Annotated in this window: 19 protein-coding genes and 1 pseudogene; 14 read left to right on the forward strand and 6 right to left on the reverse strand. The window is 56.0% G+C overall.

Annotated elements, in window-relative coordinates; all coding sequences use genetic code 11:
• Window positions 1-89: 89 nt before the first annotated feature.
• The 9 genes and pseudogenes from ACX3M4_RS27575 (at window position 90) to ACX3M4_RS27615 (ending at window position 7075) form a co-directional block, all read left to right on the forward strand.
• Window positions 90-2378, forward strand: coding sequence for a hypothetical protein (locus ACX3M4_RS27575; protein WP_459356129.1), 2289 nt, complete (start codon window positions 90-92; stop codon window positions 2376-2378).
• Window positions 2378-2815, forward strand: coding sequence for a hypothetical protein (locus ACX3M4_RS27580; protein ID WP_459356130.1), 438 nt, complete (start codon window positions 2378-2380; stop codon window positions 2813-2815). Before ACX3M4_RS27575 ends, ACX3M4_RS27580 begins: the two co-directional genes overlap by 1 nt.
• A 64-nt stretch (window positions 2816-2879) precedes the next feature.
• Window positions 2880-3095: a DUF7940 domain-containing protein gene (locus ACX3M4_RS27585; RefSeq protein ID WP_459356131.1), complete on the forward strand. Its 216-nt coding sequence runs from the start codon at window positions 2880-2882 to the stop codon at window positions 3093-3095.
• On the forward strand, window positions 3085-3549 hold the full coding sequence (locus ACX3M4_RS27590; RefSeq protein WP_459356132.1) for a lysozyme: 465 nt from the start codon (window positions 3085-3087) through the stop codon (window positions 3547-3549). The genes ACX3M4_RS27585 and ACX3M4_RS27590 overlap by 11 nt, the downstream gene beginning before the upstream one ends.
• Entirely contained in the window at window positions 3549-3902 is a 354-nt protein-coding gene (locus ACX3M4_RS27595; protein ID WP_459356133.1) for a hypothetical protein, read from the forward strand. Before ACX3M4_RS27590 ends, ACX3M4_RS27595 begins: the two co-directional genes overlap by 1 nt.
• 230 nt (window positions 3903-4132) lie before the next feature.
• Window positions 4133-4387, forward strand: coding sequence for a hypothetical protein (locus ACX3M4_RS27600; RefSeq protein WP_459356134.1), 255 nt, complete (start codon window positions 4133-4135; stop codon window positions 4385-4387).
• Between the two features lie 233 nt (window positions 4388-4620).
• Window positions 4621-4908, forward strand: a pseudogene (locus tag ACX3M4_RS27605) (NAD(P)H-dependent oxidoreductase); the annotation flags it as partial.
• 41 nt (window positions 4909-4949) lie between these two features.
• Complete coding sequence (locus ACX3M4_RS27610) at window positions 4950-5126, forward strand: hypothetical protein (protein WP_459359527.1); 177 nt, start codon at window positions 4950-4952, stop codon at window positions 5124-5126.
• Between the two features lie 791 nt (window positions 5127-5917).
• The gene (locus ACX3M4_RS27615; protein WP_459356135.1) at window positions 5918-7075 is read left to right on the forward strand and encodes a DUF2336 domain-containing protein; all 1158 of its coding nucleotides are present in this window, start codon (window positions 5918-5920) and stop codon (window positions 7073-7075) included.
• A 12-nt stretch (window positions 7076-7087) separates the two neighbouring features.
• Here the strand turns inward: ACX3M4_RS27615 and ACX3M4_RS27620 are convergent, their stop codons facing one another.
• On the reverse strand, window positions 7088-7714 hold the full coding sequence (locus tag ACX3M4_RS27620; RefSeq protein WP_459356136.1) for a LysE family translocator: 627 nt from the start codon (window positions 7712-7714) through the stop codon (window positions 7088-7090).
• 96 nt (window positions 7715-7810) lie between these two features.
• Between ACX3M4_RS27620 and ACX3M4_RS27625 the strand changes: the two genes are divergently transcribed.
• Window positions 7811-8590: an extensin-like domain-containing protein gene (locus tag ACX3M4_RS27625; protein ID WP_459356137.1), complete on the forward strand. Its 780-nt coding sequence runs from the start codon at window positions 7811-7813 to the stop codon at window positions 8588-8590.
• A 73-nt stretch (window positions 8591-8663) separates the two neighbouring features.
• Window positions 8664-9884 carry an alanine racemase gene (locus ACX3M4_RS27630; RefSeq protein WP_459356138.1) on the forward strand — a complete coding sequence of 407 codons (1221 nt, stop codon included), beginning with the start codon at window positions 8664-8666 and terminating at the stop codon, window positions 9882-9884.
• Between the two features lie 102 nt (window positions 9885-9986).
• Here the strand turns inward: ACX3M4_RS27630 and ACX3M4_RS27635 are convergent, their stop codons facing one another.
• A complete protein-coding gene (locus ACX3M4_RS27635) occupies window positions 9987-10439 on the reverse strand; it encodes a BA14K family protein (RefSeq protein WP_459356139.1) in 453 nt (150 codons plus the stop codon).
• Between the two features lie 282 nt (window positions 10440-10721).
• Between ACX3M4_RS27635 and ACX3M4_RS27640 the strand changes: the two genes are divergently transcribed.
• A complete protein-coding gene (locus tag ACX3M4_RS27640; RefSeq protein ID WP_459356140.1) occupies window positions 10722-11513 on the forward strand; it encodes a HugZ family pyridoxamine 5'-phosphate oxidase in 792 nt (263 codons plus the stop codon).
• Between the two features lie 320 nt (window positions 11514-11833).
• A complete protein-coding gene (locus ACX3M4_RS27645) occupies window positions 11834-12469 on the forward strand; it encodes a DUF1062 domain-containing protein (RefSeq protein WP_459356141.1) in 636 nt (211 codons plus the stop codon).
• Between the two features lie 60 nt (window positions 12470-12529).
• Here ACX3M4_RS27645 and ACX3M4_RS27650 read toward each other — a convergent pair whose 3' ends face one another.
• The 4 genes from ACX3M4_RS27650 to ACX3M4_RS27665 form a co-directional block, all read right to left on the reverse strand.
• Window positions 12530-13432, reverse strand: a complete 903-nt coding sequence (locus ACX3M4_RS27650; RefSeq protein ID WP_459356142.1) for a diguanylate cyclase — start codon at window positions 13430-13432, stop codon at window positions 12530-12532.
• Window positions 13433-14022: 590 nt separating this feature from the next.
• Window positions 14023-15777, reverse strand: coding sequence for a methyl-accepting chemotaxis protein (locus ACX3M4_RS27655; RefSeq protein ID WP_459356143.1), 1755 nt, complete (start codon window positions 15775-15777; stop codon window positions 14023-14025).
• Between the two features lie 313 nt (window positions 15778-16090).
• The gene (locus tag ACX3M4_RS27660) at window positions 16091-18700 is read right to left on the reverse strand and encodes a DUF3857 domain-containing transglutaminase family protein (protein WP_459356144.1); all 2610 of its coding nucleotides are present in this window, start codon (window positions 18698-18700) and stop codon (window positions 16091-16093) included.
• Window positions 18701-18931: 231 nt separating this feature from the next.
• The gene (locus ACX3M4_RS27665; protein WP_459356145.1) at window positions 18932-22516 is read right to left on the reverse strand and encodes a hydantoinase B/oxoprolinase family protein; all 3585 of its coding nucleotides are present in this window, start codon (window positions 22514-22516) and stop codon (window positions 18932-18934) included.
• 212 nt (window positions 22517-22728) lie between these two features.
• Between ACX3M4_RS27665 and ACX3M4_RS27670 the strand changes: the two genes are divergently transcribed.
• Window positions 22729-22962 carry a hypothetical protein gene (locus tag ACX3M4_RS27670; RefSeq protein WP_459356146.1) on the forward strand — a complete coding sequence of 78 codons (234 nt, stop codon included), beginning with the start codon at window positions 22729-22731 and terminating at the stop codon, window positions 22960-22962.
• Window positions 22963-22967 lie beyond the last annotated feature (5 nt).

Genomic DNA, 22967 nt, shown 5'->3' on the forward strand with positions numbered 1-22967 from the left:
CAGCGTGGCGACATTGCCCTACCGTCGCGCGCCCAGTTTCGCGAATGACAAAACGATAATCCAGAACGCATTTTACCAAAGGTATTCCCATGACAATAGCAGCCTTGACCGAAGGCCGCGTCCAGATACTGGGCGACGGCGTGACGGATCGTGTCGACTTGCCCTTTCAGTTTGTCGACGAAAACAACCTTCAGGTAGTCCACACCGCGGCGGATGGGCAAACGACAGTTTGGATCTACCAGCAAAGCCCGGGCAACTGGACTTTTACGGGCGGCAACTTCACTGCCGGGACGGTGTTCTTTGACGCGGCTGCCTTGCTGCCTGGCGACACGCTCTCTGTGCAGCTCGTAAGCGCCTATGACCAGCCCTATAGCCTGGCTGGAGGGGAGATTGACCCTGCCGTCATGGAAAGGGCAATGGACCGCACCGCGATCAACATGCAGTCGGTAGCCTCCCGTGCGCTCATGGAAAAGGACGGCGGTTTTGACCTCGGCGGGCGGCGGGTTGTGAACGGCATTGAAGCCGCGACAAATACCGACATTCCGACGCTTCAACAGGTGCTTGAAATCGCGTCTCTCCCCGGCGCGCAGGGGCCAAAGGGGCCGACCGGCGATCAAGGACCGATTGGGCCGGTGGGTGCTCAAGGCCCTCAGGGTTTGCAAGGTCCGCAAGGTGAGCGCGGCCCGGTAGGATATCAGGGGCCGATGGGGCCGGTTGGAATTCAAGGCCCGGAAGGTCCGCGCGGCCCTGAAGGCCCGACGGGGGCACAGGGGCCGCAAGGCATTGTCGGACCACAAGGGCCGCAAGGTTTGCCCGGTGTGCAAGGTGTGCAGGGGGCAGCCGGCCCAACCGGCGCGCAAGGGCCGCAGGGCATTCAAGGTCCTCAGGGCGAGGAAGGGCCGGTAGGCAAGTCCTTTGATCCGGATGCGTCGGGCTTGACTGCCGACCGGGCAACCTGGGGCGCGGAGCCCGAGGGATTTTCCTTTCTCGATACCGAGCTTGGTATCATCTATTGGAAGCTCTCAAACACGGTCGATCACTGGTCGAGCGGCGTAAACTTCGGCCGAGGGCCGCAGGGCGTTCAAGGTCCGATTGGATCGCAGGGCGAACAGGGGCCGTTGGGGCCGGAAGGGCCGCAGGGCATTGATGGACCCGAGGGACCGCAGGGCGTTCAGGGTCCGCAGGGTATCCAAGGTCCGGCCGGGATAGAGCCGAAGGGCGGCTGGAACTCTGCAACCGCCTATCAGCCCCGGGACGCCGTTCACTATCAGGGCTCGTACTACATCTGTGTGCAGGCACACACGAACGTTGTGCCCAACGATGCTTCCAGCCAATGGGATATCATCGCCACCAAAGGCGAACAGGGTTTGCAGGGGCAGCAGGGTATCCAAGGGGCGACCGGTCCGCAGGGCATCCAAGGCCCAGAGGGTGTGCAGGGCATCAAGGGTGATACGGGGGCACAAGGCCCGACCGGCGCTCAGGGGCCGCAAGGGCCAGCGGGTGACCCGGGATTGGTTTACAAAGGCACGTGGAGTTCCAGCTCCGCGTACGTTGCAGATGACGTGGTTGTTTACAACGGGACTTCCTATGTCGCGCTGCTGAGCGGTACGAACAAGAACCCGTCAACCCAGACGACCTATTGGGGTTTGTTGGCCTCCAAGGGCGCGACCGGTGCCGCAGGGGCAACTGGTCCGGAAGGCCCGTCCGCTGCGCAAGACACTGCCGCCACGGCAAACACTTTGGTAAAACGCGATGGCAATGCGGATATCCTTGGCCGGTACGTCAAGGGCCAGTACATGAACATGTCCCATGGAGCGACCACCCGAAACAGCGACACGGTCTTCTTCTCGTCCTCCGACGATTACATCAGGAAGAACACCAAGGCGGGCTTCAGGGCTAGCTTGGGGGTCGACTGGACTTACGTTACTCCGCAGACCACCACATCTGGAACCGAGTTCGATTTCACTGGCATCCCTTCGGGAACCTCAGAAATTGAAATTGTTCTTGAGGATGTTTCAGTTGCTGGAGGTGAGGATATCCTAATTCAACTGGGTGATGCAGGGGGGCTTGAGACTACCGGATACGAGGCCGGGGCCGGTGAGATCGGGCCAGGTGCCTATAATGCTCAAACCTCAACCAATGGGTTTCGTGTCTCGTCTGGGGCCGTGGCAAGGACACACGCCAGAGTGAGCTTCAAAACCTTTGACGCCGGGGGGACGCACTGGACTTGCTCATTCGCCGGTATGCTATCAGATGTCAATTACGCGATTTACGGAGGTGGCACTAAGACTCTTTCGGCTCAATTAGATTGGCTGCGTATCACCAGAACCGGTTCATCTAATTTTGACGCAGGTCAAGTACATTTGAGGTATCGCTGATGACCTATCTCGCCATCGTTGCGGTTGCGGATAACCGCGTCTCCAAGTTTCAACCATTCGTCTACGAGTGGGACGCTGACACGCATGTTGCCGAATACGGTGGTTTTGTCTTTAATAACGAAGACGACCACCCGGCACATTTGCTTCATGTCGAGGGACAGAGCGTCACGAAGCTTGAACCGCCAGCGCCCGAGTTGCCGTCTCTGACCGCCCGACAATTCCGCCTAGGTCTTCTCGATGCGGGCAGAACGTTCGCCCAAGTCGGGTCTGCAATTGCTGCCATTGAAGATGAGGCAGACCGGGCAGAGGCAGAGGTTGAATGGGAATATGCGGCGACGTTCGACCGGACGCACCCGCTAGTTGTTTCGCTTTCGGCCGCACTCGGCTTCATCCCGGATGAGGTGGATGCGCTTTGGCAAGCCGCCCTGCAACTATAACCCGCCACACAGCACGCAATTTGCACCGCCCTTGAGGCGGTTTTTTGTGCCGGAAGGGACACTCATGCACCTGGCTCCAAATTGGCGCGCAGTCCTGCAAAGGGCTTGGAGCGTGCGCCTCATGCTGCTTGCTGCGCTGCTCTCTGGCGCGGAAGTGGCGCTGCCCTTCATGGGCGACTTCATTGCGCCGGGGCGGCTTGCGTTGCTCTCGGCTCTTGCAACTGCGGGTGCGTTCGTCGCTCGCATTCTCGCACAAAGGAACATGAACGATGGGACGTAAAACCCGCCTGGTCGGGACCGTCGGCGCGGCAGCAATCGCGCTTGTCGGTACCTGGGAAGGTCTGCGCCTGACTGCCTATCGCGACGTGGTCGGTGTGCCGACCGTCTGTTATGGCGAAACGTTCGGGGTGAAGCTCGGGGACACGCACACGAAGGCTGAATGTGACGCAATGCTCTTGGCCTCGCTGCAGAAGCATGAAGCCGGAATGCGGAAGTGCTTGAAGGCTCCGGACGCCATTCCGGCAAAGTCCTATGTCGCCTTCGTGAGCCTCACTTACAACATTGGGGTAGGGGGCTTTTGCCGGTCCACTGCACGCAAGCGGCTTGACCGGGGAGACCTTAAGGGCGCCTGTGACGCCGCGACATGGTTCAACAAGGCTGGTGGCCGGAAGATCCCGGGGCTCGCAAACCGCCGTGCGGCTGAGCATAGCTTGTGCCTGGAAGGGCTGAAGTGATGCCGGTAGTCGCCTGGATACTTCAAAGCCGCACCGCTTGTTCCGCCCTCGCTATTGCCGCCGTCCTGGGCGGCCTTTTTGTGTGGCATTGGGCCGACAAGTCGAGCGCGGTTCGAAGGGCTGTTGTCGAATATGTGGCCGACACGGAATTGACGGCCGCCCGGGTCCAGCTTGAAGAACTGAAACGGCGCAAGGTCGTTACGGATCGCGCCAACCGCCGGTTTCTTTCTCTCATTGATCAGGCCAACGCGGAAGCCGAGGCCGCAGCACAGGAGTTGGAACACTATGTTTCGACCGTGGAAGACGGTTGCACTGTGCAGCCTGGGCTTATTGACCGCCTGCGCAACCGCTGAAGACCGGTTGAGAATAGCTGCTTCGGCATCAGCGCAAATCGAAGCTGGGCGGCAGTTGCCGGACTATCCGGACGACTGCCGCCAAAAAGAAACATCCGGTGTCCGGATCGGTGAGCCGCTGGACGTGGCGCTTATCCGGACTGACCAGGCTCTAGGCCGGGCGAATGCTCGCGTCTTGCGATGCGGCCAGTGGTATGACCATGTCACCACGGGGATAAAAGGGGAAAGGCGTGACTGAAGAGGAACTCTTTGAATTATCGCGAAAAAGCGGCCGGGAAGGTGGGCGCGAAGCGGCTTGGGAGGTACTGCGAGCCCTTGGTGTCGATACGGAACACCCACTTGAAGCCCAAAAGGACATGCATTTCCTGCGAGATTTGCGCAAGGGGACGTCCAGCGTGAAAGGCAAGATAGTCAATACGATCGTTGGCGCATTGGCACTTGCAGGCCTCTACAAGTTGTTGTCCGGTGTCCGGTGGGGACCGTGAAACATTGGGTTTGGCCAATTCAATTGGCTCTGAAAGCGACATGCTATTCACAAAATAGAATCTAGTTGGAGCTTTTTTGAAAATTACCCCTGATGCGTGAGAAGCGAACCAAGGTTCGGTTGTGACTGTTTGGAGAGTACGATGTCAAAGTCGATCAAATCCATACTGCAGATCAACGCATCGGTACGCAAAGCCGGTTCCGTAACGCGGGAGCTAAGTGAAGCTCTGGTGACGTGTCTCTTGGACTAATATCCTTGAGCGAAGGTGATCGATCGGGATGTTTCCATGGGTTGCGGTTTCTTGACGAGGAATGGGTTGGTGCAACCTTCAACGAGCCGTCTGTAAGGTCAGCGGAACAGTGCGCAAAACTGGCACTTTCAGAAATGCTCGTCAGTGAACTGAAGGCAGCGGACACACTGGTAATTGCAACGCCCGTCTACAACTTCTCCGCCCCAGCAAACCTAAAGGCTTGGATTGACCAGATCGCCAGGGCAAGCGAGTCTTTCCAATACACGGAAAACGGTCCCGTCGAGCTCCTGGACGGCAAGAAGCCTCTGTCATTGTGGCTTCGGGCCGCACCAAGATCGGTTCGGAGATCGACTTTGCCGGTTCATATCTCAAACATGTTTTGGGCTTTGTCGGAAAAAGCGGTCTGACATTTGTGATTGCCGATCTGCTGATGAAGGACCCGACATTGTGGGGTGCTGCTCTGGTCGAGGCACCCAAGTTGGCGGCATAAGGTCTGCTCTGGTAAGACACGATAGGAGTTTTTTCAAACGCTAGCTTGACGTTAGGAATTAGGGCAGCCGGAACGATCTTCAGGCTGCCTGCCAACATTGTAGCGTCTTCCGTAAAACGGGTATCAGTTGCAATCAAAAATTGCGTCGGGCATTCCGAGGCGTGGCCAATATCTATGGACCGCAAAACGAGATGGCTGCCGGGTGGAATCAAGCGGGCAGCTGATAAGCTTGCACACGATCAAACCCAGCGTTCCGCCAAATCAAGAAGACTGGCGGAGCTGAATTTTCAAAGTTATTCTTGTTGTTGAATTGTCTAATCGCTGCGAATTCAGCGTGTTCCGGTCTTCGCCGTTGCCGTTGATCAGATAACGCCGACCACAATTGCAGCCAAAAAGACAAAAGCCGCAAAGAAGGCAATCATGTTCAGGTTCCGTACAAGGGTCATATGTCCGCTCCCGATTACCTCTGTTTGACAGGGCGATACTAAGTCAGCCTTTCGAGGAAGCGAAGCGAAAAAGTTGCTGCAGCGCAGCGATAGACTGCAGTCAAGGGTTGCAATAATTGAGGAATTGTTAATTAAGGCCTTGATCAGAAACACAAGACGCGTGACATGCGAAAATTAACTTTTTTCACAGCTAAGAAGACGAACTCGATCTCGAACGGTTTGTGAAGCGATCTCGAGCCTCGTCAACATGCTCTTTCGCGACGGCAAAGTTTAGCCTGAGTAGGCTAATGTTAAGAGCCTGATGCTAACTTTTGCAGCAACGCGATGCGGCGCGTCGGAGTGTCGATGATCAATCTGGCAAAACTTGCAGATCTGGCGAGGGATCCTAGCGCTTCAGGCCGTAAAAGCCTGATCGGGGTTCTGACGGATCTGTTTGTAGGCTCCGGCGACGATCGAGACGAACAGATCAGTCTTCTTTTTGGTGACATCGTCCTGAAGGTGTTGGGGCAATTGGAGGAAGAGACCAAGATCATCCTGTCCAAACGGGTTTGTCGGGAGAAAGATGCACCGCGCGAACTGATGGTAAAATTGGCGCAGGATGCTTTCCCGGTAGCTGAACCTGTTCTGGAACACTCTCCTGCTCTGACGTCCGAAGATCTTGTGGCGATCGCGTCGTCCGCTTCCATGGAGCATTTGGGTGCGATTGCGGGCCGTGAAACGGTCGACAAGGCGGTAACGACGGTTTTGGTCGATAGGGGTGATTCCGCCGTTCTGAGTAAAGTGGCCGAAAACAAGGGTGCGGAATTCGCCGACGCTTCGTTTCTGAAATTGGTAGAAAAAGCACGGTCGAACGAAACCATTCAGGCTGCTCTCATAAATCGCCGAGATTTGCCGGAGGAAGCTGCCGCGGCCCTTTTGCCGTTTTTGACAGAGGAGCTGAAAGAGCGTGTAAGTGCGCTTGGAGCGGACAGTACACTTGTGCAGCTTCTTGCAGAACGTGCTGCGACCGAAGTGGCAGCACGTGCTCACAAGCTCGAGGAAGCGCGTGAGCAGTCGAATGCCTTGATACGGGATGTTGTCAGCAAAAAGACAAAAATTGACGACGCCGTGACCTTGTTTGCACGTGCAGACAGGACTGCTGAGCTTGGTATGCTTCTGGCAAAGGTTAGCAATCTGCCGCCTGCTGCAGTTTCCCAACTTTTATTCAGCGCCAGCGACAAGCCGCTTATCATTCTCTGTAAGGCCAATGATGTCACATCCGAAGCCTATAAGGATATTCTGACCATGCGCGCCCGGCGGCTTCGGACTGGTGGTCTGGAGCTCAATGCTGCCATTCAGCGCTACGCGGCTCTAAGTGCTGACGGGGCCCGTCGATCACTTGAAACGCTGAAACAATCTGGCGCGAGCTTTGGCTTAAAGTCATCAGGTGGTAGCTCTACCGAGGACGAGACGCAGGTCAAGAAAAAGGATATTCCTTTCGCGTCTAGCAGGTCTTCGACCTGACCGGCTTATTGTTCATGCCGCAGATCTTTGCAAAGACGCAGTCATTGCCGCGGCAGAGATCAAAAAAACCCCACCGACCCTATTGATCAGGCGCAGCAGCGAGGGACTGCGCAGCTTTCGGCCTATGGCTGCCGCGGCGAGCGCATAAACTGCGGCATTGACAATCCCCAAAACCACAAAGGTTGTTCCCAAAAGCGTCAATTGAGGTACGACAGGTGCACTTGGGGCAATGAAATGGGGAAGGAAAGCGATGAAAAAAACGATGCCCTTGGGGTTCAGAGCCGTTACGACATAGGCATGCCAAAAAATCTTTGTTGCCGGAATATTGGGCATTGAATGAGGACTGAGCGACGAAGGGTGGCTACGCCACATTTTGATACCCAGCCAAACGAGATAGGCAGCACCGACCCATTTAAGCACGGCAAACGCTGTGGCCGAGGCTGCGAGGATCGCACCAAGCCCCATCAGTGAAGCCGTGGCTGCCGTGGCATCGCCAAGGCCAACTCCCAAGACGCTCGCAAACGCGGATTTCCTGCCCTGGGTCAGAGCATAGCTCACGACCAGCATGATTGTCGGGCCCGGAATCGCGAGCACGATCAGTGTTGCGATGACATAGGCAGAAAAGAGTTCGAGTGTCATACGAATGTTCCGAATTAGCCTTCCGGAACCATAGACGCGACAAGCGGGTTGTTCAATCATACTCCATGAAGTGGTCGCGACGGCACGGGGAACTGAATGCGCAAACTCCTGATACTCTTTTGCCTTACCCCCTTCGCTATCCAGAGTAACGCGACTGGTAAGCCGGTAGAGCCGCCACAAGCCAAACCTTTGCACCCGCAAATCCGTAGTGGTTTTGTTGAAGGGATCGACGTGCCGCCCTCAAAGCCCGGAGCTTCGTCTCAATCAGGTCTGCCAGTTGACGCGAAAGGAGAACAAATTCGAGAAGAGGTCCAACAGGATTGCCAAATCGAAGGAGCTGACTTCGAGAATCTCGAACCTCTATTCGACGAACCTAGCCAGGAAAAAGAGAACGTTTGCGGCATTGCCAATCCGGTGAAGCTGACAGGTCTGAGGCGGGGAAAGGAGATTCTTTCAATTTCAGGCCCCGTGATCATATCCTGCGACTTTGCCAAAATGCTGGCTCAATGGCTGCGCAATGACGTGACGCCAAGTGCTCGCAACCTTTTCGGTCAACCAGTCGCCACGATAACGACTGGACCGGGATATCAGTGCCGGCGGCGGAACAATCTGCCGGATGGCAAGCTGTCCGAGCATGCCTTGGGTAAGGCGATCGACATTCTGGGTATCCAGTTGCGCGACGGTACTCAGATTTCAGTCGAGGAACACTGGGGTGCCGAAGCGCAGCAAGGACAGTTTCTAACTGCAATTCATACCTCTGCCTGCAAACGGTTCACGACGGTGCTGGGACCAGCTGCCGATTTGAGCCATCAATCTCATATTCATCTCGATACCGGCTGTCATGGCAAGGACTGCACCTACATAATTTGCCAATGAGTCAATCCCGGTCTTGCAAAACACATTCAGGCTTGTTCCTTTAAGGCGTTGACTCCTAACGCCGGAACAGCTGATGGACCTTTACAAAACTGCCGTTGACGCCGCCCTTGAGCTCCGTCCAGATCAACCAGTCTATTGCTTTAGACCAGAAGTGCTGCGGGAGGACGCCAAGCAATTTCAGGCACTGTTTCCGGGTAAGACCGCTTACGCGGTCAAGACGAACGGCGAGCCGTTTGTTTTGGAGGAACTGGCGAAAGCAGGTATCGATTGTTTTGACGTTGCCTCGCCCGCGGAGTTCGCGGCGGTAAGACAGGCCGCGCCCAAGGCTGAAATGCTCTACATGCATCCGATCAAGGCTCAGTCCGATATCAGGCTGGCGCTTGAGACCTATGGAATCCGGACGCTTTCTCTCGATCACGAAGACGAAGTCGCAAAAATTCTGCGGATCGTCAGGGCACTTGATATCGATCCTGGTACAATAACACTGTTCGTGCGGATCGCCACGAAAGGTCACGCCGCTTACGAGCTTTCAAAGAAATTCGGTGCGGCTCCGGGGCACGCAGTGGAACTTCTTCAGCGCATTGATCGTATCGGTTTCAAATGCGGCCTGTGTTTTCATGTCGGGAGCCAAATCGAGGAACCGGAGACCTATGAGCGGGCGCTCGCGTCCGCTGACTGGATTCGTTCCCGTGCCGGAGTGCCGATCGTAGAACTTGATGTTGGAGGTGGCTTCCCGGCTGTCTATGGCCACGATCCGCGCCGCAAGGTTCCCGAAATGCCGTCGCTGGAGGAACTGATGGGGCAGCTCAAAGCGGATATTTCCGACTGGCAGTTCGATAATCTGCCACTTGTTGCCGAACCAGGCCGGGTCATTGTCGCCCGTTCCATTTCGCTGATTGTACGCGTGTTGCTCAAAAAAGGCCGACGCCTCTATATCAATGACGGCATCTGGGCCTCACTGTCGGACAGTTGGACAGGTAAAATCACCTTGCCTGCACGGTTTATCCCGGATCCTGCGCGCAAGACACGGGCCGGGCAGCCGGACAAGATTGTGCCGTTCAAGGTTTGCGGTGCGACTTGTGACAGTGTCGATATTCTGTCACGCCCATTCTGGCTGCCGGAAACCGTCGATACGGGCGACTGGATCGAGATAGGACATATCGGCGCCTACAGCCTGTCTTTGCGAACCCGCTTCAACGGTTTCTATCCGGATAAGGTAATTGCCGTGGAGACGCCATTCGATGCGGGTGACGCGCCGGAAGGATTTGCATCAATCGAGACAATGGCTGACTAGAAAAATCGGCAACGGGCGGTTGGCCAGTTCAGCTGACCTGTCGCTCGTTGCCCAAAGTTTACGTGCTTAGTTCAAAAGAGGCGGGGCCTGATGGCGCTAAGGCTATTGGCAGAAACGCTGTTCACCCTGGTATGTGGTGTAGGTTCCCGTCGACGGGTTGAATGAACGGTAGCGTGCCGAGCAGTATTGGTACCAGGCCGGACTCCAAGGCTGATAGCCAACGGTTTGGCTGACGCGCCCGGGATAGGGCGCCGGCGGATACGCATTGGCTGGCGGGTAGTAGTTCGCCGGGGGCGGGCCCGCGTAGCTCGGCTGGCTGGTGGCGCCAAGAAGGATTGCGCCTGCAGCAAGGCCGATAACACCCGCAGCGACAGCCGCTCCGAGATTGTCGTTGTTTTTGCGATGCTTCTTGTTGCCTTGATGGTGTTGGTGATGATGACCACCGCGATTGTCGCGCCAACCATGGCGCTGGCCGGCTTCTGCGGCTGCAACGGTCGGGAGAAGAAGTGCGCCCGTGAGGGCAGCGGCAACAAGACGTTTACTCATGGACTTCATCGGTTCTCTCCAAGGGCCTGCGCCTGTCTGGTTTGGCGCCGTAGCTGATGATGAGAAATTTGCACGAGTGCCCTGAACCGGTTCTGAGATGGCTGTTCATCTGGCGTTCAGATTTCGGATAGTCATTTCGGGGGAGGATCGGTTTTTGTCGGAAAATATTTCGTAATGCATTTAAAACGTTACACTTTTTGGGATTTCTTCCGAACGGAAAAAAGCCCTCAGGTTTGAACAAATATTGCTAAGATCGCCACATCTAAAGTGCAAAAAAGTTGGTGAGGCTGCGTGAGCGATCAGAACATGTCGGAGAAAGAGCCTAAATCGGTTATCCGGCCCACAGACGATCAGGCCCGGCGAGCCGGAAAGGAGCTGGTCCGCATTGCGAGATTCGGCTCACTCGCGGTTCTGGAGGCCGGTACGGGGCATCCGCTTGCGAGCCGTGTGGCGCTTGCGACCGACCTGGATGGCACCCCAGTCATTCTGACGAGCATGCTTTCAGGACACACAACAGCCATTCTCGCGAACCCTTCCTGCAGCTTGCTAGTTGGCGAGCCGGGGAAGGGCGACCCGCTTGCCCATCCGAGGATTTCGCTTTTTTGTACGGCAATCCAGGTGAAAAAAGGATCTGCTGACCACAATCGGTTGCGGAGGCGATACCTTGCGCGCCATCCCAAGGCCGAGCTTTATGTCGATTTCGGTGACTTCTCGTTCTTCCGGCTTGAATTGAAGCGAGCGAGCCTCAATGCCGGTTTCGGTAGAGCTTTTGAGTTGAGCCGGATCGATTTGGTCCCTGATGTTGTTCAGCAGGATCAATGGTCCGCGATGGAAGAAAGCGCCGTCGCCCACATGAACGAGGACCACAGGGAAGCCGTCAAGCTTTATGCCGAAACCCTGCTCAAGGGCAAGAATGCCAATTGGCGGCTTGCTTGCCTGGATCCCGAAGGCTTGGATCTCGTCGCCGGAGACGATTGTCTGCGCCTCTGGTTTTCGGCTCCTTTAGCAGATCCAGCGGACTTGCGACCGGCGCTTGTTGCCTTGGCCTTGCAGGCACGCAACAGTCAGATTGAAATCCAATAGGTTAGAGTAGGGACAGCTGTTTTGCAGCTTGCCTGATGACCGGGGGCTCGCTATGCAGGGTCGTCTTTTTCAATCTGGACGATTGTTTTGCCTACGTTCTAACCGGTCTACGATCCCGCCTTGCATTCAAACGAGTGCGCCTTATTGCTTGTTCGTCCAGGCGGCGGATCGGGACCGGTGTGGCTTGGCCCTCCGTATCTGATTTTCCGGTACGACGTTTTTTCTCAACTCTCCCAGCCAGACTGCGCGCCTGTGGTTGACACATTCAGGCCGGCCCGACTGCCCGTCGACGGACTTCCATTCCAGGGAAGACCGACGGAATGCTTTTTCCAACTGAATTTGAATGGACTATCACCACATCTGACCTGCCCAAGATCAATCGTCCCTGCGGCCGCTGCAGAGCAGTCAGGGCGTTCAGCTCAACCGGAAAATTTCGATTGAATGCCAACGGCTCCCGCCTGGATGCCTGGTTGATCTATTCCTGTACTTCCTGCGGCAAACGCTGGAACCAGACAGTCTTTGAACGAAGACCGGTCAGCAGTTTGACCGACGACTATCTTCAGGCCCTGCAGCAGAACGATGAGCATCTTGCCGAACGGATCGCCCGTGAAAATGCGAGAATATCTTCGGATGGCGAAACCACCAGCTTTCGCCTGGAACGGCGTGTCCACCGATTGCGCGGTGGGATGCCGGGAGACGTTACGTTAAAGATCCTTAATCCCCAGAGACTTCTGGTGAGATTGGATCAGGTCTTGGCAAAAGGTTTGTCCGTGCCGCGGCGAAGGGTGCTGCAGTTAATCGACCGGGATGTCTTGCTTCTGACGGCGACATCTTCCAAAGCGTTGCGGCGGAGAACTCCTGACAGCATTCACATTCAGATAAGACCAAATTTACTCTGCTCGGAGCAAGAATTTCGGGGCTTACTGCTCGGAGGCTATATTTCTGGCAGCGACTGATCAACGTTGCTCGCGGAGTTGATGGTGGGAGTCGACCGGTGCAAATAAACTGATATGGCTTCAATCCACTGCAACGCGTCGGGTGTCAGCGAATACCACATTGTTTCGGCCTGCCCGCTTGGCAGCATACATCGCAGCGTCGGCGGCGTTGATAGCCTCACCGACGTCTGCACCGTCATCGATTGGAGCAACAACAAAGGAGGCAGTCACAGAAAATGTGGTTGCAGCTTGCGCTTCAAACTGAAAATCCGCAATCGCTTGCCTTAGCCGTTCAGCCACACGGGCAATTGTTGCTTTGCCCACGTCGCTGACACAAAGCAGAAACTCTTCGCCGCCATAGCGGAAAAACAGATCGTCCGTACGAATGTGATCCCGGACAACCGACGCAAATCCCTTTAACACCTTATCGCCGAGTTCGTGTCCAAAGCGGTCGTTGATCGACTTGAAGTGGTCGAGATCGATCATCAAGAGCCAGGTACGGAGACCAGCCCTGATTGCCTCCTGACGCCGCTCTCTCAACTGCGCATCCATCAGGGATCTGTTTTCCGCGCCAGTTAGGGGATCAGTTGCGTTAATTGACGCAACAATTGCATCGTAGCTGGCTTCGATAAGTCCCGATAAATCTTGCGAGGATGCCAGAAAACTGTCGTAGATCTGTTCCTCGATTTTGCCACCAGACTGAATGGTAATTGCAAGATCGCGTGCCAGATCGTGAACTTTCTTGTGCCGCCGGGTCAGATCCTTGAGGGTCACCGGATCCAGGTCGAGCTCCAAAGCGCGTTCTTCAAGCCAGTTGCCAAGAGTGCAATGCGTATGGGCGTCACGCGCAATAATGACGTCCGCCGGTGGCAGGCCGCAGATAAGTGTCTTGTTGAGTTGGTACACCCAATCCCGATGGCTTTCGAGCATTGCATCAAGCTCCTGGGCCGTCTCGGTTTGTTTCTTTGTTTGCAGATGTGTCATCAGTTCGCCAGCACGTTTTGACGTGTCCTCGGGTTGAAAGCCGTCTGGACTTGTCGACCATCCTGTTTCTGTCAGGCTTTATTTGTCTGTAGAAACGTTAAATCCGCACTGAGGACAGCATTGTCTTTCCGCGCAAGCATGTTTCATAAAGATTTATTAATCGTTCAACAACTGGTCTTGTGGTTTTGGTTGGTTTTTCAAAAATACACCTATTGGTAAATGATGTATCCTAGTGTTCGTGCAGTTTATGCGCGAGTTGTCGTGTTTATTCCTTGGAGAAAGGTCTCGAAAGCCAATTCTAGACCCTTGCTGGCCGTCTATTTATAGCGCGTCGCGCCTAATCGGCATCGCTTTTCGCCGCTTGAATTCAAGGATTTCAACGCAAAAGCGATGCATGACTTTCCAGATGAACACGGCACGCTAGAGGTGAAACCAAGGGCTGGCGCTGGGCAAGATGAACCTGAGACAATAGTGGTCTCACTCGGTCCCATTGCCGCGTCGATAGAGACGAACCAGACGGGAGGCGTCTAGCATGCAGACGCCGCAGCCGGTTTGGGAAGAGACCGGAACATAGCTTCTGGTCCAGAAGCCTAGGCGGCGCGCAAGTGACCGAGAAAATCGCCCAATCCGTCGCGAATGGTCGAAATTTGCGAAGAAATATCCTGAATTCTGCTAACGACGTCCCCAACCTGATCACCGGAGAGTTGTGCAGCCCGGTTCACTTCGGAGATGTTCAAGGTAATATCGGCGCTGCCCATGGCAACGTCGCTGGCGTTTTTCGCGATTTCCGAGGTGACAGCATTCTGTTCCTCAATTGCAGAGGCAATGCCAGAAATCTGCTCGCGGATTTCAGCCATGGAACCGATTACGGCCATGATTGCCTCCGAACACGACGAAGCTCCTGACTGGACACCACTTAGCTGCAATCCAATCTGCTCGGTCGCGCCTCCAGTCTGGGTTGCGAGTGCCTTCACCTCGGACGCGACGACCGCAAAGCCCTTGCCTGCCTCACCAGCACGTGCTGCTTCGATGGTAGCGTTCAAGGCGAGCAGATTTGTTTGCGCCGCAATGTCGCTTATGAGCTTCAATACTTCCGTGATTTCTTCCGCTGACGCGGAGAGGGTGCCAACCGTGTCACCTGAACTGGATGCCTGCCGTGATGTCCTGCTGGTCGTGTCGTTTGCCAGTGTAACCTGACGGCTGATTTCCTGGATGGAACCAGCGAGCTCTTCGGAAGCCGATGCAACCGATTGCACACTGGCTGTCGCCTGTTCTGCAGCCGCGGCAACCGTGTTCGAACGCTCGATCGTTTCCTGGCTGTTTTGGGCAAGCCGGTCCGCGCCGGCCGTCAAATCCTCCAGCGCGCTGACCGCCGTGTCGCAGCTCGTCATGAGCAGCTTTTCCAGCTCATCTGCAAGACGCAACCTGGTTTCGCGCCGGTCTTCTTCCGCTTGAAGCTCTTCTTCACGGGCCTGTTCCTGCAGCCTCTTCATTTCAATCGTATTGGCACGAAAGGTTTCGAACGCACGGGCAACCTGGCCGATCTCATCTTTCGACCGCACATGAACTTCCACATCGGTGTTGCCGCCGGCAAGGGCCTGAAGTCCGGCTGTCACCTGGTGAAGCGGATTGGAAATCAATAACTTTGCGAACAGAACAGCCCCTAAGACACAAACGATCAGTGTGAAGGCCGACGTGAACGTGATTTGCCGGAAAGCCTGCTGCTCGTGATGTTCGGCCGCAAGGGCTGCTTCACTCGTGAAACGCTGGATCTCACCGAGCAATGCCAGAAGCTCATGATCAAGCTGTTGCTGATCGGCTTCTAGTTGAACAAGCAGCGAGGCTGCCGTGTCCAAGTCATTCTTCTCGACATGTTCCAATATGGATTGGACTTCCGAAACATATCGGTCGTATTCGTCATGGATGCGTTTCAGCTGCTGAAGCGCCGACGTGAACTCCGTCCGCTCTTCGTCCGAAGCCGCATTTGCAAGTGCTTTGCTGGCGAGACCTTCTGCCTTGGTGATTTCCTCTGCAACCTGTACTTCAAGTACTTTGAGAGTGTCTTTCAGGTTTGCAACAACATTGGCGTCTTCTCCTGTCTTCAGGCCAGCAAGGCGCATGATCCGTTCGACAAGCACGGCTTGTTCCAGCTGGTGGCTGGTGACGAGGCTGATGGCGTCGGTAAGCGGAATGTCTTTCTCCGCAATATTTTGGAGTTCTCTGCCGATCTGGCTCATTTGCAGGATTGCCACTGTCGCGACAATCAGCAGGCCAAGACTAAGAAATGCAACCAAAGAGAGGATCTTTGCTGCGACGGTGGTTCTCAGAAAGTTTGCTGCAATCATTTGGGAAGCCCAGCCTTAGCAATACGTCGCCGAATGAGTTGAAATTTAGACGCGCTCTGGTTGAAAAAACTGTAAACTTTGAACCGAAAAAGCAAAAAAACTCACGCATAAGTAGAAATCGCGAGGGCGTTTCCGCCGAGATGGGTTGTTGATTATCCTGGCCGGAACGGTATCGCCGGCAACGAGGCCGCATCGCAGAGAAAACCAATCTTCTAGCACCTGCGAGGAACGTGTTGCTGCAAGACGAGGACCGATTCTGACTTTGCCAACCCGATCCTGATCTCTCCTAACGTAGCGCCCGAAAAAATTGTACCTAAGGTGCGAATTGCCCCGCTGCAGTGAGGCCGAGCATCACAGAATAGAGAAAAACCGCAGAAATGTTCCAGAAGGACCATCGCGAATTATACTCGACATGCATCAGCCTGTTGTTGCGGTTAACCGCAAAAACCGCAGGCAGGAAACACAGTCCGGTGAGTAAGGGTATCGCTACATAAGCAGCAATGTCGGCTGGAAAGGTCTCAATGCCGGATAGAGCGGTGCTCGAGAGCTGCAGGATCAGACAGAAAGCAGCTGAAAATGCGCCAAGCCAGACGGGGAGCGGTCTTTTTTCCCGTTCAGACAGACGGTTATTGGCTCTTCGGAATGCAGGAAACAGCCAAAAATATGCGAACAGCGATCGCCAGACCGGCCAGATCCCAGCTTGCTCATAGTTGCGTGACCAAAACCAGAATTTCAAGCTCCAGAAAAGAGGGTAAAGCCCTAGAGTTACAACTGTCATCCCCAGGAACTTGAAAGCGGAAACCGGAAAATAGACCGCAACATCGCGATACTCCCGGTCCGCGATCAGGCCATGCCGGAGGGCGAAGACGACATAGGCCGCGAAGGCCACGAACATCAGGCCGATCAGGAAAAGGCCGAGATTTTCCTCCAGCTCAGGCGAGACCTCAACGGTTTCCTGTGTCACTTCTGCCTTTGCCGTCAGATCGCTGAAATATTTGCTGAAATCGTAGACCAGGTAGCTTTCGTCCGCAGCCTTCCTCTCGTCGGTCAGGTAGTTTTCGATCTGGTCCACAGCGATGGAGCGCCGTTTGATATCCAGCTGCCAGCGGATCCATAAAATTGGCCCTGTGCGTGGGGTGGTGCGGTGATAGGAAAAGGCGTCATTGTCGATATTGATCTCTTCCAGCGCTGCAAAACCGCGTAGCGGGTCAAAAATGTAAATGTCGTGCTCGTAAGAGATCGGCCCATCAAGTTTGAGAGGTGCTTTCCTCTGGTATCCGGACGGTGAGGGAAGCTTGTCGAGGACGGCATCGGCCCGGATCCGAAAGTCGGTCAACATGTTTCCTTTGGAAAAATCCTCAAGTTTAAGCTGGTAGGATTCGTAGATGCGGATTTCGTTGAGTTCGAAATTGTCGACGATGCGAAGATCTTCGCTTGGTCTCATGCCCGGATAGCGTTCTGCATAATAGGAGGCGTATCGCCTTGCCAGATCCGCTTTGCCTGACTGGGCCAGCGACTGGCGCATATAGTCCGCCTCGCGATCAGTGAAGACGGTTTTCACTTCGAAACGGACGGGCTGATCCGGGTTTGCAGGCAGCCGGTAGTCTTCCGATATCTTCACTTCCGGTCCGCCGGGCTGCCAAGGAGCCATGCGTTCGAGACCGTTAGCCCCTTCCGACAGCACAAGCGCGTAGCCGTAATCCGGTTGAACGATTTTTTTGCCGCGTCCGCCCCGATGAGTCCAGGTCGGGTCTAGCCAGAATGTTTCATCACCAATCTCCGCTCGCACAATGGCGTGGTCAAACCGGAACGGCGAAGGCAGACGATCAGGCAAGCCGTAGCCGGCGTTCGAGTTTACGAGAGCTACATCGGCGCCGATCCCAAGGTCGCGCAGGATCGCAGTCAGAAGCAGAGCCTTGTCCTTGCAATCGCCATAGCCCCTTTCGACAACAATGGCTGGCTGCCGTGGCACGTAGCCACCTGCACCAATTTCAATTCCGACATAGCGGATGTCGTTCTGGACAAGCTGAAGCGCTTCGCTCATCTGGAGCGGCTGGGAGGTATACTTGCTCCTGATGTCGTCAACCTTCGGGCTGTAGCTCGGCGGAAGCGTCTCCTGAATGTGGTAGCTGTCCAGCAGAGCGTCACGGACAGCGTTCCAGTCTTCCCAGCTTGAGACTTCCAGGTAGCTGAATAGCGGAAATTCCGAAGGCCGGTTTTCTTCGCTCGGGACAGGGCTAACGTTCCTTTCCTGCCATACATAAACGTCATGCGTGCCAGTCCTGAGGATGTCAGGACTTCGGTTGCTCCCGTGGACGGCATATTTCATTTCCGTTCCGGCGGGAACACGCAGTTTTATGCGACTGTCTACAACTGGAAACGTATAATTGAGATGATCGGTCAGACTGAGACTGTTCTCAAAAAATGGTCTAGAATCTGTCCAACTCCTGGAGATCTCGACGATATCGCCGACCTGGACGCCAGCGATATTGGCGTGAACCGTCAGTTCTCCATCCAAGATGCCATTATCGAGATCTTCCTCGCGTCGCAGGACTTCCAGCTTGATCTCTTCCGTCACATCGAGAGTTGCCCCGTCACGGTGAATGATCACCCGGTGCAGCGCCCAATCCTGTGTCTCTGGATCGAAGTTGGCTTCCAGAGTGGCCGCTGCTTCCAGACCTTGCCGGCTCAGAATTTTCAGTGCGCTGTGGTAATAGGCAACACGCGTCTCGCCGTCCCAGTCATATTGTATGTCGTCGAGAAGCCATGCGAGACCATTCTTGTGACGATCGTCGCGGCCTGCTTCCTCCACCGGGATCTGAACGTCCTCGACCCATGCCGGAATTGGCGTCTTCTGAACGGTTTGCGCACTTGTGTGTGTCGGCAAGTTTAAGACGATCAGGCCGAAAAGAATAACGAACAACCTGGTTCTCATCGAGGCGGATACCTGAATCATCTGGTCGGCAACCGGAAAACAGTCCCGGTGCGGACGGGTGGGATTTTTGAAATGTGTCTGTATTCCTCCTGTAATATCTATCAGGGGTAGATGAAGCAAAAAGATTGCCTCATTAGAAAACACATGCGCCAAGTTGCAAAAAAGCCGCATCCTTAGATGCGGCTTCTTCACATGAGTGCATGGATGATCTGGTGCAGTTCAGGCCTGTCCCCAGCCACCCGCTGTCGGTGTGATCACGGTAACCGCTTCTCCGGCTTCCAGGATCGTCTGGTCGCAGCCCTCGAGTTGCTGCACCGTTCCGTCGAGGCGCCTGACTTCTGTGCGCCCAAGTTCGCCGTCGCCGCCGCCTTCAAGGCCTTTCGGCGGATAGGTCCGGTGGGAGGCCAGGATGGCACAGTCCATTTTCTCCAGGAAGCGCAACGTCCGTCTGGTACCGTCACCCGCCGACCATTTGCCCTTGCCACCCGAGCCCTTGCGGATGTGGAAATCTTCCAGCAGGACGGGGAACCGGAATTCCAGCACTTCCGGGTCAGTGAGGCGGGAGTTCGTCATGTGCGTATGGACACCATCTGTGCCGTTGAAACCGGGACCAGCAGGAGAGCCGGAGCAGATGGTTTCATAATACTGGTAGGTGTCGTTGCCGAAGGTGAGGTTGTTCATCGTTCCTTGGGCATTGGCCATGGCGCCGAGCGCGGCGAAAACCGCGTTGGTGACATGCTGGGACGTTTCCACGTTGCCGGCCACGACCGCTGCAGGATAGGACGGCCGCAGCATGCAGTCGTCCGGAACGATGATGTTGATCGGCTTCAGGCAGCCGGCATTCATCGGAATATCGCCGTCCACCATCACGCGAAAACAGTAGAGGATGGCGGCGCGGGTGACAGGCTCCGGAGCGTTGAAGTTGTTCGGTTTCACGCCGGAAGTTCCGGTGAAATCGACCGTTGCCTCGCGCTGCTGCTTATCGACCGTGATCTTGACCTTGATCACCGATCCCTGGTCCGTCGGATATTCGTATTCGGAGTCCTTCAGAGCCTCGATCACGCGCCGGACGCTTTCTTCGGCATTGTCCTGCACGTGGCCCATATAGGCCTGGACAACCTCCAGCCCGAAATGCGCGACCATTTTCCTGAGTTCCTGGATACCCTTCTCGTTGGCAGCGATCTGGGCGGAGAGGTCGGCGACGTTCTGGTGCGGGTTTCTTGCCGGATAACGGTGATTGGTCAGGAGTTCGACCAGTTCCTGTTCGCAGAACCGGCCTTCATCGACGATCTTGAAATTGTCGAAGAGAACGCCTTCCTCATCCACATTGGTCGCCCGCGGGGTCATGGAGCCCGGAGCCGAGCCGCCGACATCGGCATGGTGGCCGCGGGAGGCCGACCAGAACAGGATTTCCTTGCCGTCATCGTCGAAGACCGGTGAAACCACCGTGATGTCCGGCAGGTGGGTGCCGCCGTTATAGGGCGCATTGAGAGCGAAGACGTCGCCCGGCTTGATCTTGCCCTGGTTGAGCTTGATCACTGTTTCGACCGAGCGGTCCATGGATCCCAGATGCACCGGCATGTGCGGCGCATTGGCGACCAGGGCGCCGTTGGCGTCGAACACGGCACAAGAGAAGTCGAGCCGTTCCTTGATGTTGACGGAATAAGCCGTGTTCTGCAGCGTCACACCCATCTGATCGGCAATCGACATGAAAAGGTTGTTGAACACTTCCAGCATCACCGGATCGGCATGAGTGCCGATGGCTTCCGCTCGCTTCAACGGCACGATGCGGCGCAGGATGACGTGATCCTTGGTGTTGATCTCCGCCTGCCAGCCATCCTCGACGGCGATGGTGGCATGCGGTTCGATGATCACCGCCGGGCCCATCACCTTCATGCCCGGCTTCAGGATTTCTCGCTTGAAGATACCTGCCTTGTGCCAGCTTCCATCCGAGTAAAGGCTGGAGGAACTTGCCGGATGCGGCTCGTCCGAGGAAAGCGACAGGTCGGGTTCGGTGAGCCCGGCGCCGCCGCCGGCCGTTTCGACTTCGAGGGCCTCCACGACAACCGGCTTGTTCTCATAGGCAAAACCGAACTGCTTCTTGTGAGCGTCCTCGAAGGCAGCCCGCATCTCCGTGACCGAACCAAGCGGGACAGGCAGCGGCGTGTCGGTGCCGTCATAGCGCAGATGTACGGTTGCGGTTGTCCTGCGGTCGGCAGCACCGATGTTTTGCCGGTCGAGTTCGGCCTCCGTCTGGCCTGCAAGCTGGTCGCGCAACGTTCCGAGTTCACCGAGCAGCTCTTTGGTGAGGGTCTTGACGACAGCCTGCTGCCGATCGGCGCGAATGTCCGCAAGTCCCATGCCGTAGGCCGAAAGGATGCCGGAGAAGGGGTGCAGGATAACGGTTTTCATCCCGAGGCTGTCGGCAACCCGGCAACCGGTCTGGCCGCCCGCGCCACCGAAACAGGTGAGGGCGTATTCTGTTACGTCATAGCCGCGCTGCACCGAGATTTTCTTGATGGCGTTGGCCATGTTCTCAACGGCGATCTTCAGGAAGCCGTCAGCGACCTCTTCCGGTGTGCGGCCGTCGCCGATGCGCATGGCAAGATCAGTGAAGCGTTTGCGTACGACATCGCCGTCCAGCGGTTGGTCCTGGTTGGGGCCGAAGATTTTCGGGAAGAATTCGGGTGCCAGCTTGCCTGTCATCAGGTTTGCGTCGGTGACGGTCAGCGGTCCGCCGCGTCGGTAACAGGCCGGGCCTGGATTTGCACCCGCAGAGTCCGGCCCGACCTGGAAGCGGCCGTCGGCATAATGCAGGATCGAGCCGCCACCTGCGGCAACCGTATGGATCATCATCATCGGAGCACGCATGCGTACGCCGGCAACTTCGGTTTCGAAGGCACGCTCGTAGTCGCCGTCATAGTGGCAGACATCGGTGGACGTCCCGCCCATGTCGAAGCCGATGATCTTGTCGAAGCCGGCCATGCGGGAGGTTTCGACTGCGCCGACGACACCGCCGGCCGGGCCCGATAGAATAGCGTCCTTGCCCTGAAAGAGGTCCGCCGCGGTCAGGCCGCCGGAGGACTGCATGAACATCAGCCGAGGGCCTTCACCGAGCTCGCTCTGCACCTGGTTTACATAACGGCGCAGGATCGGCGACAGATAGGCATCCACCACGGTGGTATCACCGCGTCCGACGAGCTTCATCAATGGCGAGACTTCATGCGAGACCGAGATTTGCGGGAAGCCGAGGTCTTCTGCAATCTTCCTCAGGATCTGCTCGTGCGCCGGGAAGGCGTAGGCATGCATCAGCACGATGGCGATGGAGCGGATGCCGTCGTCCCAGGCAGCCTGCATTTCACGGCGGGCTTCAGCTTCATCGAGTGGCCTTTCCAGCGTGCCGTCGGCGCGCACGCGCTCGGTAATCTCATAGACGCTCTCGTAGAGCAGTTCCGGCTTGATGATTTCCTTGGCGAAAATATGCGGGCGCGCCTGGTAGCCGATTTCCAGTGCGTCGCGGAACCCTTTCGTGATGAAGAGCGCGGTGCGTTCGCCCTTGCGCTCCAGCAGCGCATTGGTGGCGACCGTGGTGCCCATTTTCACCGTTGAAATCTTGTCCGACGGGATCGCGGCACCTTTCTCGACACCAAGCAATTCGCGGATGCCCTGGATCGCGGCGTCGCGGTAGGCTTCCGGGTTCTCGGAAAGCACCTTGTGCGGGTACAGGGTTCCGTCCGGTGCCCGGCCGACGATATCGGTGAAAGTGCCGCCCCGGTCGATCCAGAAATCCCACTTGGTCGTCATGATCTTCCCTCTGATGCTGCCGGCTTCCGGGATACGCATTTCCCTGCCGGTGATTAGCGTTTTTGATAGCAAGTGATTTTATGCTGACATTTTATCGATAAAATGTCGATGAAAAAATGTGAATGGGATGCCATTCAGGCTTTTTATCGAGCTTGCAGTCCCCATATGCATTTGAAGGGAAAGGGGAAAATCAAAAGTGAGGAACAATTTCAATGTCAGAGGAGAGTGACAACCGGGACCGCGAGCCGTCGTTCTATAAGGTTGTCGACTTTTTGGACACCGTCTTAAGCTTTCTCTTTGGCGATGTTTTGACCGCAGTTTTGATTTTGGTTGCTGTTGTTGCAGTAGCGGCCCTTGCAGCCGGCTTGGTGGTGGAGTTTGCGATCGGTCTGGCAATCATTGCGACCGGTGCCGCTGCAGTCAGGTTCTTGTCCGATTGGGCCTAGGCGTG

This window comes from Roseibium sp. M-1, from assembly GCF_054515675.1.

Excerpts from the sequence above, each read along its gene's own strand:
- ACX3M4_RS27585 (WP_459356131.1), top strand. The coding sequence starts at position 2,880 with ATGCACCTGGCTCCAAATTGGCGCGCAGTCCTGCAAAGGGCTTGGAGC.
- ACX3M4_RS27575 (WP_459356129.1), top strand. The coding sequence starts at position 90 with ATGACAATAGCAGCCTTGACCGAAGGCCGCGTCCAGATACTGGGCGAC.
- ACX3M4_RS27595 (WP_459356133.1), top strand. The coding sequence starts at position 3,549 with ATGCCGGTAGTCGCCTGGATACTTCAAAGCCGCACCGCTTGTTCCGCC.
- ACX3M4_RS27645 (WP_459356141.1), top strand. The coding sequence starts at position 11,834 with ATGCTTTTTCCAACTGAATTTGAATGGACTATCACCACATCTGACCTG.
- ACX3M4_RS27590 (WP_459356132.1), top strand. The coding sequence starts at position 3,085 with ATGGGACGTAAAACCCGCCTGGTCGGGACCGTCGGCGCGGCAGCAATC.
- ACX3M4_RS27615 (WP_459356135.1), top strand. The coding sequence starts at position 5,918 with ATGATCAATCTGGCAAAACTTGCAGATCTGGCGAGGGATCCTAGCGCT.
- ACX3M4_RS27670 (WP_459356146.1), top strand. The coding sequence starts at position 22,729 with ATGTCAGAGGAGAGTGACAACCGGGACCGCGAGCCGTCGTTCTATAAG.
- ACX3M4_RS27665 (WP_459356145.1), bottom strand. The coding sequence starts at position 22,516 with ATGACGACCAAGTGGGATTTCTGGATCGACCGGGGCGGCACTTTCACC.
- ACX3M4_RS27620 (WP_459356136.1), bottom strand. The coding sequence starts at position 7,714 with ATGACACTCGAACTCTTTTCTGCCTATGTCATCGCAACACTGATCGTG.
- ACX3M4_RS27655 (WP_459356143.1), bottom strand. The coding sequence starts at position 15,777 with ATGATTGCAGCAAACTTTCTGAGAACCACCGTCGCAGCAAAGATCCTC.
- ACX3M4_RS27625 (WP_459356137.1), top strand. The coding sequence starts at position 7,811 with ATGCGCAAACTCCTGATACTCTTTTGCCTTACCCCCTTCGCTATCCAG.
- ACX3M4_RS27650 (WP_459356142.1), bottom strand. The coding sequence starts at position 13,432 with ATGACACATCTGCAAACAAAGAAACAAACCGAGACGGCCCAGGAGCTT.
- ACX3M4_RS27580 (WP_459356130.1), top strand. The coding sequence starts at position 2,378 with ATGACCTATCTCGCCATCGTTGCGGTTGCGGATAACCGCGTCTCCAAG.
- ACX3M4_RS27630 (WP_459356138.1), top strand. The coding sequence starts at position 8,664 with ATGGACCTTTACAAAACTGCCGTTGACGCCGCCCTTGAGCTCCGTCCA.
- ACX3M4_RS27635 (WP_459356139.1), bottom strand. The coding sequence starts at position 10,439 with ATGAAGTCCATGAGTAAACGTCTTGTTGCCGCTGCCCTCACGGGCGCA.